At 63.8% G+C, this 18256-nt stretch carries 16 protein-coding genes; 2 read left to right on the top strand and 14 right to left on the bottom strand.

Going from position 1 to position 18256, the window contains the following annotated elements:
- Positions 1-3: 3 nt before the first annotated feature.
- From ttcA to SIN08_RS03920, 4 genes are all read right to left on the bottom strand, one after another.
- Positions 4-861: a tRNA 2-thiocytidine(32) synthetase TtcA gene (gene ttcA / locus SIN08_RS03935; protein ID WP_322450521.1), complete on the bottom strand. Its 858-nt coding sequence runs from the start codon at positions 859-861 to the stop codon at positions 4-6.
- A gap of 168 nt (positions 862-1029) precedes the next feature.
- Positions 1030-1647 carry a 30S ribosomal protein S4 gene (gene rpsD, locus SIN08_RS03930; RefSeq protein ID WP_322450235.1) on the bottom strand — a complete coding sequence of 206 codons (618 nt, stop codon included), beginning with the start codon at positions 1645-1647 and terminating at the stop codon, positions 1030-1032.
- 342 nt (positions 1648-1989) lie between these two features.
- Positions 1990-2475, bottom strand: a complete 486-nt coding sequence (locus SIN08_RS03925; protein WP_322450234.1) for a single-stranded DNA-binding protein — start codon at positions 2473-2475, stop codon at positions 1990-1992.
- Between the two features lie 388 nt (positions 2476-2863).
- A complete protein-coding gene (locus SIN08_RS03920; protein ID WP_322450233.1) occupies positions 2864-3277 on the bottom strand; it encodes a universal stress protein in 414 nt (137 codons plus the stop codon).
- An 891-nt stretch (positions 3278-4168) separates the two neighbouring features.
- Here SIN08_RS03920 and uvrA point away from each other — a divergent pair.
- Both uvrA and SIN08_RS03910 read left to right on the top strand, forming a co-directional pair.
- Positions 4169-7093, top strand: coding sequence for an excinuclease ABC subunit UvrA (gene uvrA / locus SIN08_RS03915; RefSeq protein WP_322450232.1), 2925 nt, complete (start codon positions 4169-4171; stop codon positions 7091-7093).
- Positions 7094-7098: 5 nt separating this feature from the next.
- Positions 7099-7902, top strand: a complete 804-nt coding sequence (locus tag SIN08_RS03910; protein ID WP_322450231.1) for a DUF72 domain-containing protein — start codon at positions 7099-7101, stop codon at positions 7900-7902.
- 112 nt (positions 7903-8014) lie between these two features.
- Here SIN08_RS03910 and SIN08_RS03905 read toward each other — a convergent pair whose 3' ends face one another.
- From SIN08_RS03905 to rseP, 10 genes are all read right to left on the bottom strand, one after another.
- Positions 8015-8236, bottom strand: coding sequence for a hypothetical protein (locus SIN08_RS03905; protein WP_322450230.1), 222 nt, complete (start codon positions 8234-8236; stop codon positions 8015-8017).
- A gap of 17 nt (positions 8237-8253) precedes the next feature.
- Positions 8254-9312 (bottom strand): M10 family metallopeptidase C-terminal domain-containing protein, encoded by a 1059-nt coding sequence (locus SIN08_RS03900; RefSeq protein ID WP_322450229.1) that lies wholly within the window; start codon positions 9310-9312, stop codon positions 8254-8256.
- Positions 9309-9707, bottom strand: coding sequence for a hypothetical protein (locus SIN08_RS03895; RefSeq protein WP_322450228.1), 399 nt, complete (start codon positions 9705-9707; stop codon positions 9309-9311). The genes SIN08_RS03900 and SIN08_RS03895 overlap by 4 nt, the downstream gene beginning before the upstream one ends.
- A gap of 327 nt (positions 9708-10034) precedes the next feature.
- Positions 10035-11207 (bottom strand): lipid-A-disaccharide synthase, encoded by a 1173-nt coding sequence (gene lpxB / locus SIN08_RS03890; RefSeq protein WP_322450227.1) that lies wholly within the window; start codon positions 11205-11207, stop codon positions 10035-10037.
- Positions 11204-12094: an LpxI family protein gene (locus tag SIN08_RS03885; RefSeq protein WP_322450226.1), complete on the bottom strand. Its 891-nt coding sequence runs from the start codon at positions 12092-12094 to the stop codon at positions 11204-11206. The genes lpxB and SIN08_RS03885 overlap by 4 nt, the downstream gene beginning before the upstream one ends.
- Positions 12078-12908, bottom strand: coding sequence for an acyl-ACP--UDP-N-acetylglucosamine O-acyltransferase (gene lpxA, locus SIN08_RS03880; RefSeq protein WP_322450225.1), 831 nt, complete (start codon positions 12906-12908; stop codon positions 12078-12080). Before lpxA ends, SIN08_RS03885 begins: the two co-directional genes overlap by 17 nt.
- An 8-nt stretch (positions 12909-12916) precedes the next feature.
- Positions 12917-13390 (bottom strand): 3-hydroxyacyl-ACP dehydratase FabZ, encoded by a 474-nt coding sequence (gene fabZ / locus SIN08_RS03875; protein WP_322450223.1) that lies wholly within the window; start codon positions 13388-13390, stop codon positions 12917-12919.
- Entirely contained in the window at positions 13383-14441 is a 1059-nt protein-coding gene (gene lpxD, locus SIN08_RS03870; RefSeq protein WP_322450222.1) for a UDP-3-O-(3-hydroxymyristoyl)glucosamine N-acyltransferase, read from the bottom strand. Before lpxD ends, fabZ begins: the two co-directional genes overlap by 8 nt.
- 49 nt (positions 14442-14490) lie before the next feature.
- Positions 14491-16848: an outer membrane protein assembly factor BamA gene (gene bamA, locus SIN08_RS03865; protein WP_322450220.1), complete on the bottom strand. Its 2358-nt coding sequence runs from the start codon at positions 16846-16848 to the stop codon at positions 14491-14493.
- A gap of 229 nt (positions 16849-17077) precedes the next feature.
- A complete protein-coding gene (gene rseP, locus SIN08_RS03860) occupies positions 17078-18217 on the bottom strand; it encodes an RIP metalloprotease RseP (protein WP_322450219.1) in 1140 nt (379 codons plus the stop codon).
- Positions 18218-18256: the final 39 nt, after the last annotated feature.

Raw genomic sequence — 18256 nt, 5'->3', positions numbered from 1 at the left:
AGATCAAGCACTGCCGGGTTTCACGGCGGCGAAGTCGAACAGCTTGCGGTCGAGCAGGTGCGAGGGACGCGCGTTGGCGAGCGCACGGATCATGGTATCCTTGCGGCCCGGCATGCGGTTTTCGATGTCGGCCAGCATGGCCTTCATCGCGTTGCGCTGCAGCCCGTCCTGACTGCCGCACAAATCGCATGGGATGATCGGAAAACGCATGGCCGCGGCGAATTTCGCCAGATCCGCCTCGGCGCAGAAACTCAGCGGCCGCAGCACGACGATATCCCCCTCGTCGTTGACGAGCTTGGGCGGCATCGCCGCCAGGCGGCCGCCATGGAAAAGGTTCATGAAGAAAGTTTCGAGGATGTCCTCGCGGTGATGGCCGAGCACCAGGGCCGAACACCCCTCCTCGCGAGCGATCCGGTAGAGGTGGCCACGGCGCAGGCGCGAGCAGAGCGAGCAATAGGTGCGGTTTTCGGCGATCTTCTCCGTCACCACCGAATAGGTGTCCTGATACTCGATGCGATGGGCGACGCCGATCCGCGCCAGATAGTCGGGCAGCACATGCTTGGGGAAATTGGGCTGGCCCTGGTCGAGATTGCAGGCCAGCAGATCGACCGGCAGAAGGCCGCGCCACTTGAGGTCCAGCAAAACAGCGAGCAGGCCGTAGGAATCCTTGCCGCCCGACAGCGCCACCAGCCAGCGCTCGCCGGGCGTGACCATCGCGAAATCCTCGATCGCCTGGCGTGTGAGGCGCAAAAGGCGCTTGCGCAGCTTGTTGAACTCCACCGAAGAGGGAGCGTCCGAAAAAAGGGGATGGCTCGCCGCTGCTGCCGCTGTTTCGAGTTCGGGCTCCTGGCGGATCGTCATCATGCCTGCCCCTCCGTGGAGCAATTGCGTGAAACAGGAGTTGCATCGTTTCGCCGTTTCCGCGAAACGGTGAAATGATCCATGATCCCTAACAGTCTCTAACGCTGCCGGCGAAAAAGAAAAAGGCCGCACGCGGCGGCCTTTTCTGGCAACAGTGTGCTTACTTGGTCAGCGCGAATAGTACTCGATGACCAGGTTCGGCTCCATCTGCACCGCGTAAGGCACATCGGAGAGCGCCGGGACGCGAACATACTTGGCGACCATCTTGTTGTGATCGGCCTCGACATACTCCGGCACGTCGCGCTCGGCGAGCTGGATCGCCTCGAGCACGGTGGTGAGCTGCTTCGACTTCTCACGCACCTCGATCACGTCGCCCGGCTTGCAGCGGTAGGACGGGATGTTCACCCGCCGGCCGTTGACGTTGACATGGCCGTGATTGATGAACTGGCGTGCGGCGAATATCGTCGGGACGAACTTGGCACGGTAGACGACGGCGTCGAGCCGCGATTCGAGCAGGCCGATCAGGTTCTCCGTCGTCTCGCCCTTGCGGCGGTTCGCCTCTTCATAGATGCGGCGGAACTGCTTCTCGGAGATGTCGCCGTAATGGCCCTTCAGCTTCTGCTTGGCCCGCAGCTGCTGGCCGTAGTCGGACAGCTTGCCCTTGCGACGCTGACCGTGCTGGCCGGGCCCGTATTCACGGCGGTTGACGGGGGATTTCGGCCGGCCCCAGATATTCTCGCCAAGACGGCGGTCGAGCTTGTATTTCGCGGATTGGCGTTTGCTCATCGCATTCCCTTTCAAACAAAGACACCCGGAACCGCATGTTCCAGGTGAAGGAAACGCGCCCTCCTCTGGCCTCCGTTTTCGAGGCCTGACAGGAAAGCCGCCCACGCATGGCAGCACTTCCACGGGACACGTCAAAAAGCGCGACAGCAAACCCGCCATCGCGCTTGGCGGCTCAATTAAGCGAGGAGAACGGCAAAGTCAACGTGTTTAAGCCATCTGCGGGGCGATCCGGCCCTGCGGCTTCGCCTTCTCCGGCCGGATATATGCAGAATTGCGCGCCTGCGGGACGTCAGCCCCGCCGGTCGCCTGCCACATAGCATGCCAAATCAGGCGCTCCACCCGTCAGAACGGGATCTCGTCGTCCAGGTCGCGCGAATAGTCGCCACCGCCGCCGGTGTTTTCGGCCGGGCCCGACTGGCCGAAATCGGAGCCGCGCCCGCCGCTGTAGCCGACCTGCCCCTCGCCGCCGCCCTGGCCGCGTGAATCCAGCATCTGCAGCTCGCCGCGGAACTTCTGCAGGACAACCTCGGTCGTATAGCGGTCCTGGCCGGACTGATCGGTCCATTTGCGGGTCTGGAGCTGCCCCTCGATGTAGACCTTCATACCCTTCTTCAGATACTGCTCCGCCACCTTGGCCAGGTTGTCGTTGAAGATCACGACGTTGTGCCACTCGGTGCGCTCGCGCCGCTCGCCGGTGTTCCGGTCGCGCCACGTCTCGGAGGTAGCGATCCGCATGTTGACCACCGGATCGCCGGAATTGAGCCGCCGGATTTCCGGATCGGCGCCCAGATTGCCGACCAGGATGACCTTGTTAACACTGCCCGCCATCACATCACTCCACATAATCGAAACTGCATGCGCCGCACCCGGCACCGCGCTGCACGGCGATCCGGCCCGACCGCCCGCCCGTCAAGCCGCCGCGACCTTAGCCGATACCCGGCCACGATGCGCGCGCCCAAGGGACGAGACAAACCGCCGTCCACAGCTCATTTGCAGTCTGCCACCTTATAAGTTCCTGCTTTGTTCCGTAACATATCCGCGCAATCCCCACAAGCGCATTGCTTACTTTGCACGCTGAGAAAGATGGCGAACGCTGGAGCGCGGGACGACCTTGCAGCCGAGGAGAACATCACCGGTTCCGCTCGCGGGTCGGAATACCTTCCTCCAGCACTTCGCGCCTTCCGAAAACCGATCTAGGCTTTCAGGCCCCGGTCCGCTAGCGCACGATGAAGACCGAGACAGTGGTGTGCGCGGCGAGATAGCCGGCGTTCGACGAGAAGACATGGTCCCAGAAGGTCGGCACGTGCGACGCCATCACCACGAGGTCGGCGCCGTGATCCTTGATCACCTTGCCCAGCACGTCATCCAGATCACGCACGGGATCATGGCTCTCGGCGACCTTCGTCTCGACCGACAGCCCGTGCTTCGCGCCCTGCTCGGCGGCGAAGCGCTCCAGCTTCTGAGCGAACTCGGCCTCGGAATGCGCCACACCGCTCGGCAGCGCCGTCGTCACGCCGACATAGCAGATGGAGGCGCCATAGTGTTTCGCAAGATCGGAGGAAACATCCAGAGCCCTTTGAAGCTTGTCCGCGTGCGCCAGATCGACCGGAACCAGAATTTTCTTGTACATCGCCGCGATCCTCCTTGAACTCTTCATTGCAACGGACTTCACCGGCGAAAGCCATTACGGCCCAACACGGGAAGCAATCATGCGCGTAACGCTGAAATCATTGAGATAGGGCAAGATTCATCGGTTTCACCTTGTCACCGACAATCTGGGCGCTCGCTTCCAGCTTACAGCGCCACGCCTCCGTTCACGCGTGGAAAGGCGCTGAACCGGTGAATCGACTTGGAACGGAAAAGCCCCGTCGCTGCCTGGTTCTCGAGCGCACGGGGCTATTACATTTTTGCCGGAACGCATCGCCGGCAACTTTCAGGGCGGTGCGAGACACGTCCTGTACTTAATCCAGTCAACTATATGGGTAGCAGCCGCGTGGCGCTGGCCATCTCAGCCTTCGAGGCCGGGTCTTCTCCCGCCCGGCCGTTGCCCCGCTGGGCCGTGCTTACCGGCGTCAGGACCGACGCGGCTGTGGCTCCGCGCTATCGGCGGAGCCGCTGGAACAGTCGGGTGGAGTCATGCCTCCCTCCTCGTCCATTGCCTTGTATCGCGCCGATCGGGCACTGCGTTCAAGACCGTGTCGTCATGAACCGTCGACCAGCGGATATGGTCAATGTGCGCCTGCATGCGCTCCCCGTCAAGACGTGCCTCCGCTTCCCTTCAAAGCCGAGCGCGAGCGTGGGCATGCGAAGCGCTAGCAGGAGGATGTCAGGAGACCGTTCGTTCTTTGTTCTTTCCACTTGCCCTGTCGGGCAAAAACTTGGAAAAGAGGTGCAGGCCTCCGGCAATGGATGGGCGCGGAATGCGGTGGCGCCATCGACATGTGCTGCGCATTTCCTACATGAGCCCTGGCCGGCACCAGCCGGCCACACCGAACCGATTGAGACAAGGCAGCGACGGGGCATGCCCGAAAACAAGCTGATTTCCATTCGCGGCGCGCGCGAGCACAATCTGAAGAACGTCGATCTGGACTTGCCACGCGAGCGCCTGATCGTCATGACCGGGCTGTCGGGCTCGGGCAAATCGTCGCTCGCCTTCGACACGATCTATGCCGAGGGGCAGCGGCGTTATGTCGAAAGCCTGTCGGCCTATGCCCGGCAGTTCCTGGAGATGATGCAGAAGCCGGACGTCGACGAGATCGACGGGCTGTCGCCGGCGATCTCCATCGAGCAGAAGACGACATCGAAGAACCCGCGCTCGACCGTCGGCACGGTCACCGAGATCTACGATTACATGCGCCTTTTGTTCGCGCGCGTGGGCGTGCCCTATTCACCGGCAACGGGGCTTCCCATCGAAAGCCAGACGGTAAGCCAGATGGTCGACCGGGTGCTGACGCTCGAGGAAGGCACGAGGCTTTACGTCCTCGCCCCCATCGTGCGCGGGCGGAAGGGCGAGTACCGCAAGGAGCTCGCCGAGCTCCAGAAGAAGGGCTTTCAGCGCGTCAAGGTCGACGGCCAATTCTACGAGATCGCCGACGCGCCTGCACTCGACAAGAAGTACAAGCACGATATCGACGTGGTGGTGGACCGCGTGGTGGTCCGGCCCGATCTCGCCACGCGCCTGGCCGACTCGCTCGAGACCTGCCTCAAACTGTCGGACGGCCTTGCCGTGGCCGAGTTTGCGGACCGGCCGCTGCCTGAGGAAGAAACGGCGGAAGGCGGCGCGGCCAACAAATCGAAGAACGAAACGCACGAGCGGCTGCTCTTTTCGGAAAAGTTCGCCTGCCCCGTTTCCGGCTTCACCATTCCCGAGATCGAGCCGCGTCTGTTCTCCTTCAACAATCCCGCCGGCGCCTGCCCCACCTGCGACGGACTGGGCAGCCAGCGCGCCATCGACCCGGAACTGGTGGTTCCGAACGAGAACGCGGTGCTGCGCGAAGGCGCCATTCAGCCTTGGGCCAAGTCAACCTCTCCCTATTACCTGCAGACGCTGGAAGCGCTCGGCAAGGAGTTCGGTTTCAAGGTCGGAAAGCGCTGGAAGGACCTGCCGGACGAAGCCAAGCAGGCTATCCTATACGGCACGGGCGAGCGCAAGATCGCCTTCGACTATGACGACGGCCTGCGCAGCTACCGCACGACGAAGCCCTTCGAAGGCGTGGTCAACAATCTCGAACGGCGCTGGCGGGAGACGGAGTCGGCCTGGATGCGCGAGGAGATCGAGCGCTACATGTCGGCCTATCCGTGCCCGGCCTGCGGCGGCCATCGGCTTCGGCCCGAAGCGCTGGCGGTCAAGATCGACCGCCTGCATATCGGCGAAGTGACAGAGATGTCGATCCGCAAGGCGGGCACGTGGTTCAAGGCCCTGCCGGAACGCCTCAGCGACAAGCAGAACGAGATCGCCGCACGCATTCTCAAGGAGATTCGCGAGCGGCTCGATTTCCTCAACGAGGTCGGCCTCGAATATCTCACCCTGTCGCGCAATTCCGGCTCGCTCTCGGGCGGCGAGAGCCAGCGCATCCGGCTTGCCTCACAGATCGGCTCGGGGCTGACGGGCGTGCTCTACGTGCTCGACGAACCCTCGATCGGGCTGCACCAGCGCGACAACGACCGGCTGCTCGCCACGCTGCGCCACCTGCGCGACCTCGGCAACACGGTGATCGTCGTCGAGCACGACGAGGACGCGATCCTGACCGCCGATTATGTGGTGGACATCGGCCCGGCCGCGGGCGTTCATGGCGGGCGCATCGTTGCCGAGGGCACACCGCGCGACGTCATGGCGAGCCCCGCCTCCATCACCGGCAAATATCTCACCGGCGAACTTGCCATTCCCATTCCGGAGCAGCGACGCGAGATCCCGAAGAAGCGGCGCATCCGGGTGGTGGGCGCACGCGGCAACAATCTGAAGAACGTCACTGCCGACGTCCCGCTCGGCACCTTCACCTGCGTGACCGGCGTCTCGGGCGGCGGCAAGTCGACGTTTCTGGTCGAGACGCTCTACAAGGCCGCCTCGCGGCGCATCATGGGCGCGCGCGAGCACCCGGCCGAGCACGACCGCATCGAGGGGCTGGAGTTCCTCGACAAGGTGATCGATATCGACCAGTCACCCATCGGCCGCACGCCGCGTTCCAATCCGGCGACCTATACCGGCGCCTTCACACCCATCCGCGACTGGTTTGCCGGCCTGCCGGAAGCCAAGGCCCGCGGCTACCAGCCGGGACGCTTCTCCTTCAACGTCAAGGGCGGGCGCTGCGAAGCCTGCCAGGGCGACGGCGTCATCAAGATCGAGATGCACTTCCTGCCGGATGTCTACGTCACCTGCGACGTCTGCCACGGCAAACGCTACAATCGCGAGACCCTGGAGGTCACCTTCAAGGGGAAGTCCATCGCCGACGTCCTGGAGATGACCGTCGACGAGGGGGTGGAATTCTTCTCCGCCGTGCCGGCGGTCCGCGACAAGCTGTCCACCCTCGCCCGGGTCGGGCTCGGCTACGTGAAGATCGGCCAGCAGGCCACGACGCTGTCGGGCGGCGAGGCCCAGCGCATCAAGCTCGCCAAGGAATTGTCGAAGCGCGCCACCGGACGCACGCTCTACATTCTCGACGAGCCGACGACAGGCTTGCACTTCCACGATGTAGCCAAACTTCTTGAAGTGCTGCACAAACTTGTTGACCAGGGCAATACCGTGATCGTCATCGAGCACAATCTGGAGGTCATCAAGACCGCCGACTGGGTGCTCGACCTCGGCCCCGAAGGCGGCGACGGCGGCGGCGAGCTGGTCGTGGCCGGCTCCATCGACGACGTGATGGCCGAGGAGCGCAGCTATACGGGGCATTTCCTGAAGGAGCTCCTGGAGCGAAGGCCGGCAAGGCGCAAGCAGGCGGCGGAGTGACACGAATGACCGCATCAGGCACCATCCGCGCCGGCATCGGCGGCTGGACGTTTCAACCCTGGGAGGGGACGTTCTATCCCGACGACCTGCCGAAGAAGCGGCAGCTCGAATATGCCAGCCGGCAGTTGCCGACCATCGAGGTCAACGGCACCTATTACTCGGCCTTCAAGCCGCCCACCTTCACCAAATGGGCAAGCGAGACGCCGGAAGGTTTTGTTTTTTCGCTGAAGGCAATCCGCTTCGCCACCAATCGCCGGGTGCTGGCCGAGGCCGGTGAATCGGTGCAGCGCTTCCTTGACTCCGGGATTTCGGAGCTCGGCGAAAAGCTCGGTCCCATCCTGTGGCAGTTCGCGCCCACCAAGAAATTCGACCCGGAAGATTTCGAGGGCTTTCTGAAGCTTCTGCCGGAGAAGCAGGACGGCATCCGCCTGCGCCATGTGCTGGAGGTGCGCCATCCCTCCTTCGTCGTTCCGGAGTTCGCGGCGCTGGCACGCAAATACGGGACGGCGATCTGCTATGCGCACCATTTCACCTATCCCGAAATGGCCGACGTGACGGCCGATTTCGTTTATGCCCGGCTGCAGCGCGGCGAGGATTCCATTCCCACCGCCTACGCGCCGGCCGACCTCGACGCCTGGGCCGACCGGATCCGCACCTGGGCCGAAGGGGGCATGCCGGGCGATCTGCCGCTGGCGGATGAGACCGTGAAGCTCGAGGCGAAACCGCGCGACGTCTTCGTCTACTTCATCCACGAGGGCAAGGTGCGGGCACCGCAGGCTGCACAGGCGCTGATGGAGCGGGCGGTTTAGGCTCACGACTCATTGATCAAACCGCAGCGGATGGCCTCCGGGGTGATTTGCCGTATCCCGACCACACGAGTTAGCGATGGCGCCCGTCGGCCGCCGCCCGAACGAGCAACCCTCACCCCCGCGGCGGCGGGATCGGCGTGGAGTGGCGCGGTTTCGGTTCCTCGATCACCCGAAACCGCACCGGGGCGGATGTCCAGTCGAAGGGCATGGGCAGCGGCACCTCGCAACGGGTCAGCATCATCTGCCCCTGCCCGTTCCGAACCTCGAAGACAAGGCCGGGGCGCTCCATGGCGGGGCATTCCGGCCAGCGGGAAAAGTCGATCCACTCACCCATGATCTTTTCTCCTCCTCTCAGAGATAAAGGTTGGAGCTGTCGAGGATGTCCACGTTCGGCATCTCGATCTGGAAATCGGCGATGCGGTCGCCATCGACGTCTCCGGAAAGAACGTGCTCGGAGAACCGCAACTGGCCCGCGCCGCCGTCAAGCAAATCGTCGCCGCCGCCGCCGATGAGGATGTCGTTGCCGTCCAGACCGTTAAGGTCGTTCCGGGCCGCATCGCCCACGAGCACGTCGTTGAAGCGGCTGCCGACCAGGCCCTCGATGCCGGAATAGCGGTCGCCGGCAGCTTCCCCGGTGTTGGACGACGGATCGTCGAGCCGAGCCACGACACCGGCTGCCGCATTGTCGTAGCGGGCGAAGTCGAAGCCTGCCCCGCCGTCGAGGAAATCCGCACCCGGGCCGCCGAGCAGGTTATCATCGCCCTCGCGGCCGCGCAGCGTGTCGTCGCCGCCGTTGCCCCACAGCGTGTTGGCGGCCGCATTGCCGGTAATCGTGTCGTTCCCGGCCCCGCCCTTGGCGTTCTCGATCAGCGAGCGGGAATCATTGTTGTGAAGCAGAGCGTTGGCGATGTTGCCGACAGCCGGATGCGCGCCGTCCTGGCTCAGCTGCGCCAATTGGGCAACGGAAGTGGTCGTCCACGCGCCGGGCCTGAGGTCGACCTTCAGGTCGGTCCCGTAGTTGGAAAAATCATAGGTATCGGTGCCCCCGCCGTCCCATACGGTGAGGAAGATGCGGTTGCCCCCGGGTGCCCCCTGCCCCTCGCCGTCGATATACATCTCGCCGGTATTCGGGTTCCACGAATAGACGGTGTCACCGCTGTTGGTGTTGTAGTTCGCGCCATACATGTGCTGGAGCGCCGCGATGTCATACATCATCAGCGATTGCGGGTAGCCCCAGGTCTGGTTTTTGTAGCCGTCCTCGTTCGCGCCGACATAGGAACGGTAGCTCATGACGGAATATTCGACGGAATGCTGGCCATACGGCATGGGATTGCCTTCATGGGGATGCTTCAGCCCCATCGCATGGCCCATCTCGTGCATGAATGTCTCGAAGGCGTAATTCCCCTTCATGGGTGCATCATACCAGCGGCTGGAATTGTTGAACCACATGTCGCCCCCGGGGCAGCGGTCGAGGGATAGGATGCCCAGGCGGTGCTCGGCATGTCGGATTCGGCAAGGCGCAGATCCGCGTGCCCGGTGGCGGTCTCCGTCATCTCGCGAAAGGTGAGATTGGCGACCGAAGAGTACATTTCGAAGCTGGCGCGCGCCGCCCCCTTCTGCGTCTCGTTCAGCGGGCTGAAATTCAACAGCGGCTCACCGAAGCCATAGCCGAAGCCGTGAAGGCCATAATAGGTGTTAGAGGTCGGGAAGCTGTAAGTGAGCGTGCGGGTGGCCCATTTCACACCGCTCAGCAGACCATCGATGGGGGCAATCCCGGTATTGTTCACATACGATGTGGCAGGCATTTTCTACCTCAAATACAATATGATGGATAATAACTATATATACTTGTCTATATTATAGAATTCAAAATACTTTATCGGCTTCTATACCGACTGAGCGGTATATGGTCAAGACATGGTGGCTACACAATTGATGCAGGTGCAATGCTCAAACGCCGCCCTCCACATCTGTTCCGCCATCGCTACGGTATGGTGCCGACGGAGGTGCGGATGCAGAGGGTCGTGGCAGGAGGGGAATAGCGAGCGCCGAGTTCGTCCTGTGAGGCGGCGATCCCGGCGCGCCAAGGCGGGCGACATCCAGGGCAGCAAGGCCCCCGCGGCGCTATTCCCTTACTGTCCTATGCCCTTTATCACGCTGGCCACGATTTCCGCCGCCATCTCGCCCGAGGGCTTCGGCGTCGTGAGCCGCTCGGTCACCTCTGAGAAACCGGCCCGCTGGGATTCGCGCAGCGGGGTTGCACGCCACAATTGCCGTAACTGCCGGGCAAGATAGGCCGGGCGCACGAATTCGTTGAAATATTCCGGCACTACCGGCCAATCGGCGATCAGGTTGGGCAGGGATGCGGACCAGACCGTCACCAGGGACATGGCGAAGCGGGCGGCGAGGTCGGTCTTGTAGCAGCTGACGAAGGGCACGCGCGCCAGCGCCAGCTCAAGCGCCACCGTTCCCGAGCAGGCGAGTGCGGCATCCGCTCGCGCGAAGGCACGCCACTTGGCTTGCGTGTCGAGGATGATCTCCGGCCGCACCGCCCAGCCCCGCGTTGCCGCCTCGACCAGCGGCAGGACATGCGGGACCGTCGGCAGCAGGACGTCGAAATCCTCCTTCATTCCCTTGAGTTCCGCGACCGTCTCGCCAAAGGGCCCGAGCAGCCGGCGCACCTCGCCGCGGCGCGACCCGGGCAGGACGAGAAGCGTCTTGCGGCCCCGCCCCCCCTTCGCGCCGGTAACCTGCGCTTCGGCCGCCGCCGCGATGTTCGCGTCGCTCGTCAGGCGATGGCCGACAAAGGTGCCGGGCGGGCCCCCGAGACGCCGCAGTTCGTCCGGCTCGAAGGGCAGCAGGCAGAGCACATGGTCGACATGGGGGCGCATGGCCGCGGCGCGGCCGGGGCGCCACGCCCACACGCTTGGGCAGACATAGTGGACGATGGGAACGGACGGTGCGGCCGCCCGCACCCGCTTGGCCACGCGCAGGCCGAAATCCGGGCTGTCGATGGTGACGAGGCAATCGGGCTCAGCCGCCGCGATCGCCTTCGCCACCTGGCCGATGCGCCGCATCAGGCGCGGCAGATCACGCAGCACGGCGGAAATCCCCATCAGTGCAATGTCGTCGGCGGGAAACAGGGACTCCAGACCGTGCGCCTCGAGGGCACCGCCGCCGATGCCGATCAGCTCGACCTTCCGGTCCGTCTGCCGGCTCAGCGCCGCAATCAGGTCCGCGCCGAGGAGATCGCCGGATTCCTCTCCGGCGATCACAGCGATGCGCAACGGTGGCTTGCTGGTCACGCCTCCCTCCCCCGCGCGAACCCGAGAAGAAACAGATTGAGTTCATCCGCCAGACGCACGGTCTCGGCGCCGTCGAGAACGAAGCTCCGTTCCGCCTCGACGGCGATGCCGGCAAGCCCGGCGGCATGGGCGTCCCTGACCGTTCGCGGTCCGATCGCGGGCAGGTCGGCGCGTTCCTCCTGCCCCGGCTTGGCGCATTTGACGAGCACCCCGCGCGTCTTGCCGGCGATGCGCCCATGAGAGCGCAGCGCCTTTGCCCGCTCGAGCAGCCCGTCCGTACCCTCGATGCCCTCGAGTGCGATCGCACGGCCACCGACCGCCACCGCCGCCTGGCCGATGTCCAGCCGACCGATGGCGCGCGCGGCCTCGAGCGCTGCGGCGATGTCCTTCTCGTCCATCCGGTTGGGCTTCACCCTGCCAAGGCAGCCCTCCGGCGCGAGAAGCTCCGGCACGACCTCGTGCGCGCCCACCACATGGATGCCACTGTCTTCGACATACGTCACCAGAGCGCGCAACAGGCCGTCATCGCCACGCGCATAGGCGGAAAGCAGCCGGGGGAGATAAAGAAGGATCTGCGGGCTGAAGCGCAACTTTCGCAGCGGTGGCCGGGTCTTCACACCTCCGGCCATGACGAGATGTGTCACTCCACGGCGCTTCAGCCGGGGCACGAGTTGCCCGAGACGTTCCGGCGGAAGGCGCATCAGGTCGTAGTCTGGCGCCTCGGCAAAATCGGCCTCGCCCTCCAGAGCCACCACCAGCGGACGATGACCGGCGTCCTTCAGCCCTTCGACCACGCTTTGCGGCAAGAGCCCGCTGCCGGCCACGACGGCGATGTATTCGTGCACCGAACCGGGCTTCTTCCGCGGGGGCTCATTCGCCGTCATCATCCTCGTCCAGGGATTGACCACGCACCGGCAGGGTGAAGGGGCGCTTTTCACGGCCCACGACGAAGGCCAGGACGTCCTCGACCGCCGCCGAGCCGGCAAATTCCCGCTGTACCAGGGCGATGCTCTCGGAAAACGGCCTGTCGGGCGAGAAGAGCTGGCGATAGGCATTACGCAGCTCGCGGATCTGGGATCGCGCCATGCCGGAGCGCTTCATGCCGACCACGTTCAGGCCGCGCAGCGTTGCCCGGTCCCCCACCGCCATGCCGTAGGGGATCACATCCCCCACGACGGCCGCAAAGCCGCCGAGAAAGGCATGGTGGCCGATGCGGACGAATTGATGCACCGCAGCATAGCCGGATATGATGACGTTGTCGCCGATATCGCAATGGCCGCTGAGGGCAGCATAGTTGGCCATGGTCACGTGATTGCCGACCTCGGAATCGTGGGCGACATGACAATAGGCCATGAAGAGCCCGCCCTCCCCGACCGTGGTCCTGCCGCGGCTGGTGTCGGTCCCGCGATGCATGGTGACGCCCTCGCGGATCACGCATCCGCGGCCGATGGTCAGCGTCGTTCGCCCGCCCTTGTGCTTGAAGTTCTGCGGCGGCCCGCCAAGCACGGCGTTCGGAAAGACCTGGCAATCCGCGCCGAGCGTCGTGGCGCCCATGATGGTCACGTGGCCGATGAGCTCGACATTGTCGCCGAGCACCGCATCGGCCCCGACGTGGCAGAACGGGCCAATTCGCACGCCGCTGCCCAGCTCGGCGCCTTCTTCGACAATCGCGGTGGGATGGATCAAGGTTTGTGCAGTCATGCAACCGGTCAATCCGGCTCGTTTGGCGACATCAAGGCGGAGATCACGGCTTCGGCCACCTTGCCGCCGTCGACCATGGCCTCGCAGGAAAATTTCCAGATCTTGCCACGCTGTTTCAGCTTCCGCACATGGAGCTCCAGGCGGTCGCCGGGTACCACGGGCTTGCGGAACTTCGCCTCATCAATGGTCATGAAGTAGACGACCGCGGGCTGGGTATCGCCGGCGTTGTTGATGCAGATGGCGCCAGCCGTCTGCGCCATCGCCTCGATGATGAGCACGCCCGGCATGACCGGCTGGCCGGGGAAATGCCCCATGAAATGCGGCTCGTTCACGGTGACGTTCTTGATGCCGACAGCGGAGTTATCGCCGTCCACCTCGACGATCCTGTCCACCAGAAGGAAGGGATAGCGGTGCGGCAGGAGTTCGAGAAGATTGGCTATTTCGAGGCTTTCCAGTGTGGCGGTCGAGGCGCTCTCAGCCATCACCCTTACTCCCTTTCCGCTTTCCTTCAACGAGGCTGCGCAGCGCAGCGATCTCCCGGAACGCCTGTCGCATGGGCTGTGCCGGCGACCCCGCCCAGCGCTCGCCGGCGGGAATGTCGTTCATGACGCCGCTGGAGGCGGCAAGCTGCGCCCGCTCGCCGATGGTGATGTGGTCGGCGATACCGACCTGTCCGCCGAGCATCGCGTAATCGCCCAGCGTTACCGAGCCGGACAGGCCGCAATGACCGGCAATGACGCAGCTCCTGCCGATCCGGACATTGTGGGCGACCTGTACCAGGTTGTCGATCTTCGTGCCTTCGCCGATCACCGTGTCGGACAGCGCGCCCCGGTCGACCGTCGTATTGGCGCCGATCTCCACATCGTCCTGGATGACCACGCGACCGATCTGCGGGTTCTTCTCCAGGCCGCGCGGGCCGGGCAGAAAGCCGAAACCGTCCTGGCCGATCTGAGCGCCGGGATGAATAATGACCCGATCACCGACGATGGCGTATTGCAGGGTTGAATTGGCGCCGACATAGCACTCGCGGCCGATGCTGCAGCCCTTGCTGATCACCGCATGCGGCCCGATGATCGTGCCCCGGCCGACCGACACGCCATCGCTGACAACCGCACCAGCCTCCACGATCACGCCGTCTTCCAGAAGGGCGTCCGGGGCGATGAAAGCATGGGAGGAGATGCCGGTTTCGCCGGTCATGGGCTGCGGCCGGACGGCGGCGGGAAACAGGAGTCGCGCCACGGTGGCGAAGGCCTGCTGCGGATGGGGCGTGGCGAGAACGGCAACGCCCGCCGGCGCGTTGAGCGCGATCTCCTCCGCGCACAGAACGGCTGCCGCCCGCACCGAGGCGAGATTCACCGCATTGCGCTTGCCGTCGATGAAGACAAGCGCACCCTCACCGCCTTCGGAAGCGGCCGCAAGATGCGTGACGGCGACGGCGGAGAATTCATCACCCACCAGCCGCGCGCCCGTAAGTGTGGCGATTTCTCCAACCTGGATAGGGCGCGCGGGAGCGAAGAATTCCGGTTCCTTCATGGATGCCTTCTCGTCCGGGCGGCACATCGCGCCCGGACAGCTTTTCGCCTCAGAACCGGGTCGAGATGCCGAAGTTCCAGTGCTGGATCCGGTCCGTATCTTCCTTCACGATCGGCTCGGCATAGTCGACGCGAAGCGGTCCGAAAGGTGAAGCCCAGATGAGGCTGGCGCCGACCGACGCACGCCACTCCATGTCCGTGCCGTGAACGTTCGGGCTGTCGTAGTCGCTGCCGTACAATGTCGCCGCGTCGGCGAAGACGGCGCCGCGCAAGCCGAAGCTCTCCGGAACCACAGGCACAGGGAACTGCGCCTCGGCAGTGGCGTGGAAATAGGTAGTGCCGCCGAGGTAGTCGCGATCCCCGCCAGGCGTCGTTTCAAACGGCCCAATACCATTGTACTTGAAACCGCGGATTATACGCGTGTTGCTGTTGAACTGATCGAAAATACGCAGATCCTCATCGCCAAAACCGACAATATGGCCTCCGCCGACCGTCATCAGGCCAACCAGGTCAAGCCGGTCGGAGAGCATGTGATAGTAATTCGCGCGCGCCGTCACCTTCAGCCATTGCGCATCACCACCAAGACCAGCGACTTCCGTCGTGAAATTCGCGTGCATGCCCTCGCGCGGGTTCTTCATGTCGTCGAGGGTGTTGTAGATTAGGGAGCCGCTGACGGACGACTTTATCCACTTGCCCTGTTCCAGCGCCTGTTCGATCGCCGTGGAAACTTCCGCGTCGCCGACCCGCTCATACTCCTCCTGCGAATAGTTGTACGCAAGCTGAGCCGTCAGCGCATCGGTGATCGGCAGGCCGAAGCGGATCGTTCCGCCCGTCGCCTCGCGATCATAGATGTCGTTGTTGTCGGAATTGCTGAAAGTCCGCGTGTTGCGGAAGATATCGAACCCGGCCGCAATCCGCCGTCCCAGGAAGTAGGGCTCGGTAAAGGAGAAGGTGAAGTCGCGCGAGTGCTCGCCACCCGCCGCGGCGAGCCGGATGAACTGCCCGCGTCCGAGGAAGTTGCGCTCCGTGATCGAACCTTCGAGCGAGAAGCCGCCATCGCTCGACGTCGTGCCGCCGGTCGTGTAGCCGGCGCCGATGGAGAACTCGCCCGTCGCCTTTTCGACCACGTCCACGACCAATACCACCTGGTCGGGTTGCGAACCGGGAACGGTGGTGATGTTGACCGTCTGGAAGAAATCGAGCCGCTCCAGGCGGCGCTTGGCGCGCTGCACCAGGACACGGTTGAACGCATCGCCCTCGCTGACGTCGAACTCGCGCCGGATCACATAGTCGCGGGTGCGGGTGTTGCCGCGAATCTGGATGCGCTCGACATAGGCGCGCGGCCCTTCATCGATATCGTAGACGACGGAGATCGTGCGGTTCTGGAAATCACGATTGCCGCGCGGCGTGACCTCGGCAAAGGCATAGCCGCGGCCGGCGAGTTCCTCCGTCAGACCGACCAGCGTCTGCTCGACATCCTCGGCACTGTAGATGGCGCCGCTGCGCGTCTCCAGATGCGATTGCAGCGTGTTCACGTCGATGTCGGAGATGGCCGATTCGACCCGGATGTCGCCGAATGTGTAGCGTTCACCCTCGTCCACCGTGAACGTCACGTTGTACTGGTTGTCCACCAGATCCGCCGAGGACGAGATGATGCGGAAATCGGCATAGCCGTGATTGAAGTAGAAGCGGCGAAGGGCCTCCTCGTCGGCGCGCAACCGCTGCTCGTCATAGATATCCCGACGCATGAAGGAGGTCAGGAAGTTGGACGCCTTCGTCGACATGAGGTCGCGCAGGCGCCGGTCGCTGAAGGCCTCGTTGCCGACGAAGCTGATGGAGGCGATCTTCGTACGCTCGCCCTCCTGGATCTCGAAAATGACGTTGACCCGGCCGCCTTCGAGCTGCTGCACACGCGGGTTCACGATGGCGTCGTCACGGCCGATGCGGCGATAGGCTTCGCGTACGGCCTCGGCATCCGCTTCCATGAGTTGATTGGAGAAGGCACCGCGCGGCTGCAGTTGCACCGCCTGCTCGAGATTGCGATCCTTGATCTTCCTGTTGCCCTGGAAGAGCACCTGATTGACGATGGCGTGTTCATCCACCGTAACGACCAGCGCCCCACCGGCCTGCCTGATGGAGACATTCGCGAAGAGGCCGGTGGCGAAGAGCCGCTTCACCGCCTCGTCGATATCGGCGTTGGTGAAGTTCTGCCCAGGGCTGATGCCGACCTGATTGCGGACGGTTTCGGCATCGACGCGCTGGTTGCCGCGCACTTCGATCCGGCTGACAGTCGCGGCTTGGGCCGACGTGACAGCCGCAACCTGGACCGCGATGGCTCCCGCCGCCACGAAACCGGCCGAAAGCGCCACCACCGAAACGGCGGACATGAATCTGGAAGCTGCCTTCATCGGGCTCAAATACCTTCTATTCTCGTTGTCCCCACGGCGAGAAATCCGGACGTGCAAACCGCATACCGTAATAGCCGGAATTTCCCTACACGCAAGGCTTCTGGTTAATTTGCATTTACGAAACACGGAACAGTGGCATTCCCGTCACGCCTAATGCTCACCGTGGTAAACGCAGCCTCAACAATGCCGAGCGCTCAACCCCTACCCCTTTTCATGGCATCCCTCCGATTCAGCATCCAAACAGATCGTTCCAGAAAACGAAAGCCATGAACGCCAGCACCATTAACATCCCCGCACGATAGACCGCCTCCATCACCAGGCCGGGTACCGGCCTGCGCAAAACAGCTTCCAAGCCGTAGAACACCAGATGCCCGCCATCAAGCGGGGGGATGGGCAAAAGGTTGAGAATTCCAATGCCGACCGAAAGCAGCGCGACGAGCTGTACCACCCACTCGAAGCCGAGATCGGCGGCCTTACCAGACATCTCCGCGATCTTCACCGGCCCGCCGAGCTGGCACCGGTCCTCGCGACCGGCGACCAGCCGCTTCAGGAACTGCCCGGTGCGGGCGATGATGCTGCCGGTCTCCGCCACGCCGGCTCCGACAGCCTCGAGCGGACCGTATTCGACGACGCGCGGCTGGCCCAGGGCCTCGTTGTTGACCACACCGATGATGCCGATCTTCACCGTGTTGCCCAGAGCGTCCGTCTGCTCGGTGGCCTCCGGAGTGGCCACGGTGGTGATCTCCCGTCCGTCGCGCGACAGGACGAAGGTGAGCGGGTCGCCGGCCCGTCCCGAGACGAGCCGCTGCACGTCTGAGAACGTTTCGATCCGCACCCCGTCAACGGACACGAACCGGTCGCCGGGCTGAATGCCGGCTTCGGCGGCCGGGCTGTCGGGGCGCACTTCGGCCACCATCGGCTCGGCTACGTAGCGGCCGAAGGTGGCGAACATGACGGAGAAAACCACGATCGTCAGGAGGAAATTGAACAAGGGGCCGGCAAACACCGTCGCAGCGCGCTTCCAGACCGGCTGCGTATGAAAGGCGACGCGCCGCTCCTCTTCCGACAGCCCATCCACGGCCTCGGCATCGGGTTGGCTGGTCGCCCCGACATCGCCGACGAACTTGACATAGCCGCCGAGCGGGATGGCCGAGACGCGCCAGCGCGTGCCTCGCCGGTCCGTCAGGCCGAAGAGTTCGGGGCCGAAGCCGATCGAAAATGCACGCACGCCTATGCCGCACCAGCGGCCGACAAGATAGTGCCCCATCTCGTGAACGAAGACGACCACAGTAAGCACGAACAGGAACGGGATGATCGTCCCGATCAGGAAATTGCCGACAGCGATGAAGGGAACAGCTATATCGGCCACGTCGTTTCCTTCATTGATTCGGCGCTTGATCTTTCCTGG

This window comes from Chelativorans sp. M5D2P16 (assembly GCF_034427935.1).
Taxonomy (GTDB): domain Bacteria; phylum Pseudomonadota; class Alphaproteobacteria; order Rhizobiales; family Rhizobiaceae; genus Chelativorans.
The sequence above is the reverse complement of the archived record's forward strand: the minus strand, read 5'-3'. Positions and strand labels throughout refer to the sequence as shown.